Annotated in this window: 9 protein-coding genes; 6 read left to right on the forward strand and 3 right to left on the reverse strand. The window is 66.8% G+C overall.

What is annotated here, in order from left to right; translation table 11 throughout:
- Together BM397_RS28615 and BM397_RS28625 are read right to left on the reverse strand one after the other, a co-directional pair.
- Positions 1-457: electron transfer flavoprotein subunit beta/FixA family protein (locus BM397_RS28615; RefSeq protein ID WP_143187088.1), on the reverse strand; the 457-nt coding region annotated here is incomplete at its 3' end.
- A gap of 886 nt (positions 458-1343) precedes the next feature.
- A complete protein-coding gene (locus BM397_RS28625; protein ID WP_092431521.1) occupies positions 1344-3659 on the reverse strand; it encodes a DNA topoisomerase IV subunit A in 2316 nt (771 codons plus the stop codon).
- A 192-nt stretch (positions 3660-3851) separates the two neighbouring features.
- On the opposite strand from BM397_RS28625, the gene BM397_RS28630 reads away from it, so the two are divergent.
- The 4 genes from BM397_RS28630 (at position 3852) to BM397_RS28645 (ending at position 6236) form a co-directional block, all read left to right on the forward strand.
- On the forward strand, positions 3852-4412 hold the full coding sequence (locus BM397_RS28630) for an SH3 domain-containing protein (RefSeq protein ID WP_092431518.1): 561 nt from the start codon (positions 3852-3854) through the stop codon (positions 4410-4412).
- A gap of 98 nt (positions 4413-4510) precedes the next feature.
- Entirely contained in the window at positions 4511-5371 is an 861-nt protein-coding gene (locus BM397_RS28635; protein ID WP_092431515.1) for an SDR family NAD(P)-dependent oxidoreductase, read from the forward strand.
- Positions 5372-5457: 86 nt separating this feature from the next.
- Complete coding sequence (locus BM397_RS28640) at positions 5458-5658, forward strand: twin transmembrane helix small protein (protein ID WP_092431512.1); 201 nt, start codon at positions 5458-5460, stop codon at positions 5656-5658.
- Positions 5659-5660: 2 nt separating this feature from the next.
- Positions 5661-6236 (forward strand): cob(I)yrinic acid a,c-diamide adenosyltransferase, encoded by a 576-nt coding sequence (locus tag BM397_RS28645; protein ID WP_092431509.1) that lies wholly within the window; start codon positions 5661-5663, stop codon positions 6234-6236.
- Positions 6237-6394: 158 nt separating this feature from the next.
- Here BM397_RS28645 and BM397_RS28650 read toward each other — a convergent pair whose 3' ends face one another.
- On the reverse strand, positions 6395-7765 hold the full coding sequence (locus BM397_RS28650; RefSeq protein WP_092431506.1) for a cytochrome P450: 1371 nt from the start codon (positions 7763-7765) through the stop codon (positions 6395-6397).
- A gap of 141 nt (positions 7766-7906) precedes the next feature.
- On the opposite strand from BM397_RS28650, the gene BM397_RS28655 reads away from it, so the two are divergent.
- The gene (locus tag BM397_RS28655) at positions 7907-8581 is read left to right on the forward strand and encodes a hypothetical protein (RefSeq protein WP_245696283.1); all 675 of its coding nucleotides are present in this window, start codon (positions 7907-7909) and stop codon (positions 8579-8581) included.
- A gap of 120 nt (positions 8582-8701) precedes the next feature.
- Positions 8702-9167, forward strand: a 466-nt coding sequence (locus BM397_RS28660; RefSeq protein WP_143187086.1) for a GTP-binding protein, incomplete at its 3' end; no start/stop codon positions are given.

Here is a 9167-nt window from a genome sequence, read left to right on the forward strand (position 1 = left end):
CGACGTCGAGCTTGTTGGCATAGGTCGCCTGCGCCCAACCCAGAAGGCCCGCCAGCATCTGGCCGGTGGCGTTCATGTCGTTGTCGATCGCCTGCTTGCCCATGATGACGAGGCCGGGGGCCTCTTCCTCGACAACCTTGGCGAGGATCTTGGCGACGGCGAGCGGCTCGATGTCGGTGTGCACGTCTTCGGCGGCGGTCACCAGGATGGCGCGGTCAGCGCCCATGGCCAGCGCGGTGCGCAGGGTTTCCTGGCTCTGCTTCACGCCGATCGAGACGACGATGACTTCCTCGGCCTTGCCGGCCTCCTTGAGGCGGATGGCCTCTTCGACGGCGATCTCGTCGAAGGGGTTCATCGACATCTTCACGTTGGCGAGGTCGACACCCGTGCCATCCGCCTTCACGCGGACTTTCACGTTGTAGTCGATCACGCGCTTCACGGGCACAAGCACCTTCATGAGCGGATCTCTCCCTTGGTTTCGCCGCGCCTTGCACGGCACTTCGTAATTCTCTCGAGGGGTGATAGCGAAGTGAACGCTGGGGAAACAGTGCCAATTTGCGCAACCGCAGCAAAAGGACGCTGCGTTGGCGTGAGGTAACGGGTCCGTGTGGGGGCCGATGTCGCGGCGGAAATTCGAAGGGTCGGAAACGAATTCCGCAGGAAATCCCGCGATGCCCCTGATCTGGGCAGGCGCCCGGCGTGTCTCTGGCAGAGGACGGAGGCGCGGTCGAAAGCCGCGGTCACAATGATTCGATCTGCCGTCGCGAAGACCGTGCGGTGCGGCCGGGACGAGGTGCAGGGCCTGCATATCTTGAAATGGGTCTTGCCACCCCGCGTGACGCCGGCGCTCTCATAGAAGCTCAGGGTGCTTTCGCGCGTCGCGCCGGTGGCCAAGAGGAGCTTGTCGCAACCGGCCTCCGAGGCCATGTCGCGGGTGGCGCGGCGCGCTGCCTGGCGGTACCCGCGGCGCCCGCGCGTCGCGTCGGCGACGCCGTTCTCGATCATGCCACAGGGGCGTGTCCCCGTGAGAGGTTGGGCGCGATCGTGGAACTGGCGACCAGAGTGCCGGTGGTTTCTATCGCGAAGACCGAGGTCACCCCCGAGAACAGCAGCGCCATCCAAGTCGCCTAAAGCGGGCAGGGGCGGCCACCGGGTCCGCCGGAGGGGACCGCCGGTAGGGCGCGCGCACCCTGCCCAGTTCCTCCTGCTTAGGGCTGCGGACCCGGGCTTCGGTCCTTCGACTCGACGCGCTTGTCTGGAGGGGCTGCAATTGCGGCGCGCCCTTTGGGTGAAAGAAAGGGGGTGCAAAAGGAAAGGGCCGCCCGAGAGCGGCCCCTTGCAGGTCAGGTGAAGGTGTTGTCCCGCGGGAAGCCGCGCGGGGCCATGCGCCCGGCGGTGGCGCGCTTGGCGATCCACTCGGCAAGGTCGGGCTCGGTGCGGGTGCGCCCGGCCGGATCCTTCCAGCTGAGCCCGTCGGCCAGCGTGAAGGTGGTGATGTCCGAGAGGCCGCCATCCTTGTATTTCTGCAGTCGCACGCCCTTGCCGCGGCCCATCTCGGGCAACTCGTCGAGCATGAAGACCAGCACCTTGCGGTTCTCGCCAACCACGGCGACCGCATCACCCTGCACCGGCTTGCAGACCTTGGCGAAGGTGTCGTCGCGCACGTTCAGCACCTGGCGGCCGGTGCGGGTCTGCGCCAGCACGTCCGCCTCGGGCACCACGAAGCCGTCGCCGGCGGAAGAGGCAACCAGCAGCTTGCGGTCGGGCACATGGCTGAAGATGTCGATGATCTGCGCCTCGTTGGGCAGGTCGACCATCAGGCGCAGCGGCTCGCCCATGCCACGCCCGCCGGGCAGGTTGGCGGCCGAGAGCGTGTAGAAGCGCCCGTTGGAGCCGAAAACCAGCAGCCGGTCGGTGGTCTCGGCATGGAAGATGAAGCGCGGACCGTCGCCGTCCTTGAACTTCAGCTCGGAGTTCAGGTCGATGTGACCCTTCATCGCGCGGATCCAGCCCATCTGCGAGCAGACCACGGTGATCGGCTCGCGCTCGATCATCGCCTCGAGCGGCACCTCCTCGACCTCGCCTGCCTCGGCGAAGCTGGTCAGACGGGCACCGCGGTCGAGCCCCTTGGTGAAGGCCTTCTTCACCTCGCGCAGTTCGCCCGAGATGGTTTTCCACTGCAGGTCCTCGCTGGCCAGCAGGTCCTCGAGCCCGGCGCGTTCCTCCATCAACTTGTCACGCTCGGCGACCAGTTCCATCTCCTCGAGCTTGCGCAAGCTGCGCAGGCGCATGTTGAGGATGGCCTCGGTCTGCACCTCTGTCAGGCCGAACTCTTCCTCACCCGACACCGGGGCGGGGGAGACGTAATCGGCCTCGGAGGTGGCGCGGGCGATCTTCCGGCCCCAGTCCTCGCGCATCAGCGCGGCCTTGGGGTCCTCGTCGTAGCGGATGATGTCGATGACGCGGTCGAGGTTGAGGAAGGCGATGATCAGCCCCTCCAGCACCTCGAGGCGATGGTCGATCTTCTCCATCCGGTGCCGCGAGCGGCGGCAGAGCACGTCGCGCCGGAAGTCCAGGAAGGCGCGCAGCACCTCCTTCAGAGAGCAGACCTTCGGCGTCACCCCGTCGATCAGCACGTTCATGTTCAGCGAGAAGCGGATCTCCAGATCCGAATTGCGGAACAGCATGTTCATCAGCACGTCAGGATCGACGTTCTTGGTCTTCGGCTCGAGCACCATGCGGATGTCCTCGGCGCTCTCGTCGCGGATGTCGGCGAGGATCGGGACCTTCTTGGTCTGGATCAGCTCGGCCAGCCGCTCGACCAGCTTGGACTTCTGCACCTGGTAGGGGATCTCGGTGACCACCGCCTGCCACATGCCGCGGCCAAGGTCCTCGACCTCCCACTTGGCGCGCAGGCGGATCGAGCCGCGGCCCGTCGCATAGGCCTGGGCGATGTTCTCGCGCGGCTCGACGATCACCCCGCCGGTGGGGAAATCGGGGCCCGGCACGTAGTTCAGCAGGGTCTCGTCCGCCGCGTTCGGCGACTTGATGAGATGCAGGCAGGCATCGATCAGCTCGCCGATGTTGTGCGGCGGGATGTTGGTGGCCATGCCCACCGCGATGCCGCTCGAGCCGTTGGCCAGCAGGTTGGGGTAGGAGGCGGGCAGCACGACCGGCTCCTCGAGGCGTCCGTCGTAGTTCGGACGGTAGTCGACCGCGTCCTCGTCGAGACCCTGTAGCAGCGCCTCGGCCATGATCGTCATCCGCGCCTCGGTGTAGCGCGAGGCCGCCGGGTTGTCGCCGTCGATGTTGCCGAAGTTGCCCTGACCGTCGACCAGCGGGTAGCGGATGGTGAAATCCTGCGCGAGGCGCGCCATGGCGTCGTAGATCGCCGCGTCGCCGTGGGGGTGGAAGTCCCCCATGGTGTCGCCGGAGATTTTTGCCGACTTCAGGAAGCCCCCGGTGGAACTAAGTCGCAGCCTGCGCATTGCATAAAGGATACGACGATGCACGGGCTTGAGCCCGTCCCGAGCGTCTGGAAGCGCCCGGTTCATGATCGTCGACAGTGCATAGGTCAGATAGCGCTCGCCGATCGCCCGGCGCAGGGTCTCTGCCACGTTACGAGGGTTCATGTTGGGGTCATCGACGATATCATTCATGCATATTGTGATACCCGCGCAGAAAAGCGCGGGCAAGCGATCCTCCGAGGGAAATCTGCGACTCGCAAATTTTTCCCGGTTTCCGCTTAAGCAGAGTGCCGGAATCAACTATGGTGTGTGTGACGCCGAGTATTTGAGCGGTGCGTATGCGGCCCTTTTCAACCCGCCCCTTTCTGTTCCGGAGATTTCAGCATGAAAAGCTTCATGGTCATGACTTTCGCCCTCCTGGGCTGCGCCTGGTACTCGCTCTCCGGAGGGGCCGATTTTGAACCCGGAATCCATTCGGTGGAGCTCCCGAACCTGATCGCTGGCGGCTTTGCGACGCCGGCTGCCGCGCAGTCCGTCCCGACCGCCGAGGTGACCCGCGCCAGCACCGGGTCGCTGGCCGATGTCTCGGTCCCCGATTCGCAAACGCCAATGCCGGTGAAAGCAACCAAGGCGGCGTTCGACGTGACGCTGGCGGCGGTGCCCGACAAGCCGATCTCGGCCAGCTTCGAGCCGGAAAGTGGGGCGGACACGTTGGCCGCGGCCGCATCGGCGGAGACCCTGCCGGCGGATTTGCGGCAGGTGACCGGCACCCGGGTCAACCTGCGCTACGGCCCCGGCACCGATTACTCGGTGGTTGGCCAGCTGGCCGCGGGCGACAAGGTCGAGATCCTCTCGGACCCGGGCGACGGCTGGGTGAAGCTGCAGGCCCGCAGCGGCGGCACAGCCGGCTGGATGTACGATGCCTATCTGAGCGCGGCGAACTGATCCACACCCCATCGGGCCGCAACACCGGTCGGTGAATTGCAGCCCGCCGCCGCCTCGCCTATGCCCCCGTGCAAACAGCACGAGACAGGGCAGAGACCATGGCGCAGGGCGCGGCAGAGACTTCCGAACGATCCATTCTCATCACCGGCTGCTCGTCGGGCATCGGCGAGGCCGCCGCCCGCGGACTGCGGGCCCGGGGCTGGCGGGTCTTTGCCAGCTGCCGCCGCGAGGAGGACTGCGCGCGCATGCGGCTTCTGGGATTCGAGAGCCCGCGGCTCGACTACACCGAGGAGGCCTCGATGGACGCGGCGCTGGCCGAGGTGCTGGCGGCAACCGGCGGCAGGCTGGATGCGCTCTACAACAACGGCGCCCATGCCGCGCCGGGCGCGCTGGAGGATTTGCCCACCGGTGCCCTGCGCGAAATCTTCGAGGTCAATCTCTTCGGTTGGCACACGCTCACGCGCAAGGTGATCCCGGTAATGCGCGCGCAGGGGCACGGGCGCATCATCAACTGCTCGTCGGTGCTGGGGATCGTGCCGATGCCCTGGCGCGGGGCCTATGTGTCGACCAAGCACGCACTCGAGGGACTGACCGACGTGCTGCGCATCGAGATGTCCGACACGCCGATCAGGGTGATCCTGATCGAGCCGGGCCCGATCACCTCGCGCATCCGTGCCAACTCGGTCCCGCATTTCGAGAAATGGGTGGACTGGGAGACAAGCCCGCGCCGCGCACAATACGAAGGCTCGCTGCTGAAGCGGCTCTACGCGCCCTCGGGCGGCAAGCCCGACACCTTCGAACTGCCCGGCTCTGCGGTAACCGAGAAGCTGATTCTGGCGCTGGAGAGCGATCACCCTGCGCCGCGCTACTACGTCACCACCGCCACTCACATCATGGGCACGCTGCGGCGCCTGCTGCCGACCCGACTGCTCGACCTGCTGATCGCTCGCGCGCGCTGATTGCGCGGCATGGTCGCAGCCGCGCGTCCTTCGCTTTTCGCCGCAGACCGGCTATGTGGAGGCATCGAGGGTAGGGAGGCAAACCCATGCGTGAGGATCCGCTGTTTCTGGTCGTCGCCGTCGTCATGATGGCTGTCGTGGGCATTCTGCTCTTCGGCATCGGGTCCTTTGCCAAGGGCGGGGCCTTCAACAAGAAATACGCCAACAAGGCAATGCGCTGGCGCATCATCGCGCAATTCGTCGCGGTGCTGCTGATCCTGCTGTTCGTGCTTATCCGGAGAAGTTGACGATGATCGTGCTGAACAAGATCTACACCCGCACCGGCGACAAGGGCGACACCGCGCTGGTCGATGGCACCCGTGTGCCGAAATACTGCGCGCGGGTCGAATCCTACGGCACGGTGGACGAGCTGAACTCGGTGGTCGGCCTCGCCCGGCTGCAGGCGGCGGGCGATCTCGATGCGGCGCTGGCGCGCATCCAGAACGATCTCTTCGACCTCGGCTCCGATCTCGGCCGCCCCGACATGGCGCGCGACGCCGAGGCGGGCTACCCGGTGCTGCGCGTGACGCAGGCGCAGGTCGAACGGCTCGAGACCGAAATGGACGCGATGACGGCGCAGCTCGAGCCGCTGCGAAGCTTCGTGCTGCCGGGCGGCTCGCCCGCCTCGGCCTTCCTGCACCAGTGCCGCACCGTCGCTCGCCGCGCCGAGCGCCGCTCGGTCGAGCTGGCAGCCTCGGAAGAGGTGAACACTCACGCGGTGAAATACCTGAACCGGCTCAGTGACTGGTTCTTCTGCGCGGCGCGCATGGCCAATGACGGCGGCACCGCGGATGTGCTCTGGGTGCCGGGCGCCAACCGCGAGTAGACGAAAAAGGGGGCGCTGCCCCCTCTTCGCTACGCGAATTCACCCCCGGCGTGTTTTCGAAGAGAAGAAGCCGGGGCGGCGGAGCCCGTGAGGGTCCTCGGCGCTTCTTCTCTTTCCAAATACGCCCGCCTGGCGGTCGCCGCCGGCGCGGCGCGGGGTCAGAGTGGCTCTGCCTCCAGCCAGACGCCGCCCTCGGGGCGCAGGGTGAGGATCATCACCGGCTCCGGATCGCGGCCCGCCACCGGCGTGAAGCGGAAGCGTTTCAGCAGCGTCGCCAGAACGATCAGCGCCTCCTGCACGGCAAAGGCGGCGCCGATGCAGATGCGCGGCCCGTCGCCGAACGGCAGGTAGGCGTAGCGTTGCGGCTTTTCCTCGAAGCGGTCGGGACGGAAGGCGTCCGGGGCGTCCCAGAGCCGGTGGCTGCGGTGCAACGCGTAGATCGGGATCATCACGGTGTCGCCGGGCTTGATCTCGCGGCCGCAGAGCTCGTCGGCCCGCTGCGCGGTGCGCGACACGATGCCGGCGGGCGGGTAAAGCCGAAGCGTTTCCTCCACCACTCGGCGCAGGTACGGCAGCTCTTCTACCTCCGCGGCGCTGGCAGTCTCGCCCGCAACCCCCGAGAGCACCTCGGCCCGCGCGCGCTCCTGCGCGTCCTGGTCGAAAGCCAGCAGGTAGAGCGCCCAGGACAGGGTCAGGGCGGTCGTCTCATGGCCCGCGACGATGAAGGTCAGCAGGTTGTCCCGCAGCTCGCCGATGTTCATCCGGCGCTGCGTCTCGGGATCCTCGCCGGCGAGCAGCAGGTCGAGCAGGTCGGGCACCTCGCGCGGGCCGCGCCTGGCGCGGTCGTCGATGGCGGCGTCGGCCACGGATTTCATCTCGACCAGCCCGCCGGCACGCAGCCGTCCCGGGCGTGGCACCCAGTCCGGCAACCCCAGCACGTCGAAGAGCGAGATCCGCCCGGCCTCGGCGATGTAGCCGTCGATGGCGCGGTGCACGGCGTCGCGGGCGAAGGCCTCACCGCCAGAAAAGGTCACGTCGGAGATCACGTCGAAGGTGGTGGTCACCATCTCCTCGAAGAGATCGACCGCATGGCCCCGCTGCGCGTCGATCCTGTCCGCAGCGCGCCCCGCCGCCCCGGCCATGATCGGCCCGAGGTTGCCGACGTTGCGCGCCGAGAAAGCAGGCGCGGCGGCGCGGCGCTGCCAGCGCCAGTGCGCGCCCTCGGCGATGAACATCGACTCTCCGATCGCCGGGCGCAGCATGTTCTTGGTCACCATGGACTTGGGATAGCCGTCGACCCGTTCGAGCAGCACCTCGCGGATCGCTCCGGGCTCCATGAGCATGTGCCAGCGCGCGCCGGTTCGTCCCGAGACCATCGGCACCCGCGTCGCGAGGTCGGGGATGATCTCCAGCAGGTTGCGCCGCGCGGCGCGCAGGCTGGCCAGGATGCCGAGTGGCTCGGTCACCAGCGGTGCGCGCACGGGCAGCCGTTCGGCGGGGCGCGGGGGCGGAGAAGTCGTCTCGTTCATGTCACACCTCCGCTTTGAACATAGGGGCAGACCGGGGCGGCGCAATGCCGGGTGATTGCCTTCCGGGCGGGCGGCGCACTAAGGCTTGGGTCCGATACCCCCGCGCGTTGTACCCGTCTGTTGCCCAGAGAAAGATTGCCGATGTTCCGCCTGCCCCTCACGCCGACCCGCAAGTCGATCGCCGCGCTCGCCGCCGTGCTGAGCCTCTCGGCCTGCGCCAATGGGCTCGCCAATCTCGAAAAACCCGCCGAGCCGATCGGTGACTTCAAGCTCGGCTTCTCGGAGGTGGTGGCCCCCAATATCGTCAAGGGCCCGCTCTCGCGCGAGGCCAGTGCCGAGGAGTGGGTGCAATCGGTCGACAAGGCCATCGAGGAGCGCTTCGACCGCAAGACCGGGGAAAAGTACTACCATATCGGCACTTCGATCGAAGGCTACGTGCTGGCGCAGCCCGGTGTACCGCTGGTGTTCAGCCCGAAATCGGCGCTGATCCTGCGTGTCACGCTCTGGGACGACGCCGCGCAGGAGAAGCTCAACGCCGAGCCCGAGCAGATCATCGTCATGGAGGCGATCACCGCTGAAACCGTGGCAGGTTCGGGGCTGACACAATCGCGCGAGACCCAGATGCGCAACCTCTCGGCCAATGCGGCGCTGCAGATCGAGCAGTGGATGCGGGGTGAACTGCGCGAGAAGGGCTGGTTCGGCGGCAAGCCCGCGCAGGCGGCCGCCGAGGCCCGGCTGGAGAGGGCAGCGGCGGTAGAAAGTGACCCCGCGGTATCGGCGGCGGATGGCCCGGCGCGCGAAACCGTGACCGAATAACCGCGCTCGCCGGCACGCAGCTATCAACAGACGCTTGATTTTCTGCTCCTGACCCAATAAACGGCCCGCGATGCGAAACCGGGTCGCAGTCGACCCCCTAGAGGTGAGACGTCTGGAAAGATGGCAAAGGAAAAGTTTGAGCGCGGCAAGCCGCACTGCAACATCGGCACGATCGGTCACGTTGACCACGGCAAGACGACGCTGACCGCAGCGATCACCAAGTACTTCGGTGACTTCCGTGCGTACGACCAGATCGACGGCGCGCCGGAAGAAAAGGCACGCGGCATCACGATCTCGACCGCGCACGTGGAATACGAGACCGACGCGCGCCACTACGCGCACGTGGACTGCCCCGGCCACGCCGACTACGTGAAGAACATGATCACCGGCGCGGCGCAGATGGACGGCGCGATCCTGGTTGTGAACGCAGCTGACGGCCCCATGCCGCAGACCCGCGAGCACATCCTTCTGGGCCGCCAGGTGGGTATCCCCGCCATGGTCGTGTTCATGAACAAGGTTGACCAGGTCGACGACGAAGAGCTGCTCGAGCTCGTCGAGATGGAAATCCGCGAACTGCTGTCGGCTT

Source organism: Alloyangia pacifica, assembly GCF_900116195.1.
GTDB lineage: Bacteria > Pseudomonadota > Alphaproteobacteria > Rhodobacterales > Rhodobacteraceae > Salipiger > Salipiger pacificus.

Coding starts and splice junctions, on each gene's coding strand:
- BM397_RS28630 (WP_092431518.1), top strand. CDS start 3,852: ATGAAAAGCTTCATGGTCATGACTTTCGCCCTCCTGGGCTGCGCCTGG.
- BM397_RS28655 (WP_245696283.1), top strand. CDS start 7,907: ATGTTCCGCCTGCCCCTCACGCCGACCCGCAAGTCGATCGCCGCGCTC.
- BM397_RS28625 (WP_092431521.1), bottom strand. CDS start 3,659: ATGAATGATATCGTCGATGACCCCAACATGAACCCTCGTAACGTGGCA.
- BM397_RS28640 (WP_092431512.1), top strand. CDS start 5,458: ATGCGTGAGGATCCGCTGTTTCTGGTCGTCGCCGTCGTCATGATGGCT.
- BM397_RS28635 (WP_092431515.1), top strand. CDS start 4,511: ATGGCGCAGGGCGCGGCAGAGACTTCCGAACGATCCATTCTCATCACC.
- BM397_RS28650 (WP_092431506.1), bottom strand. CDS start 7,765: ATGAACGAGACGACTTCTCCGCCCCCGCGCCCCGCCGAACGGCTGCCC.
- BM397_RS28645 (WP_092431509.1), top strand. CDS start 5,661: ATGATCGTGCTGAACAAGATCTACACCCGCACCGGCGACAAGGGCGAC.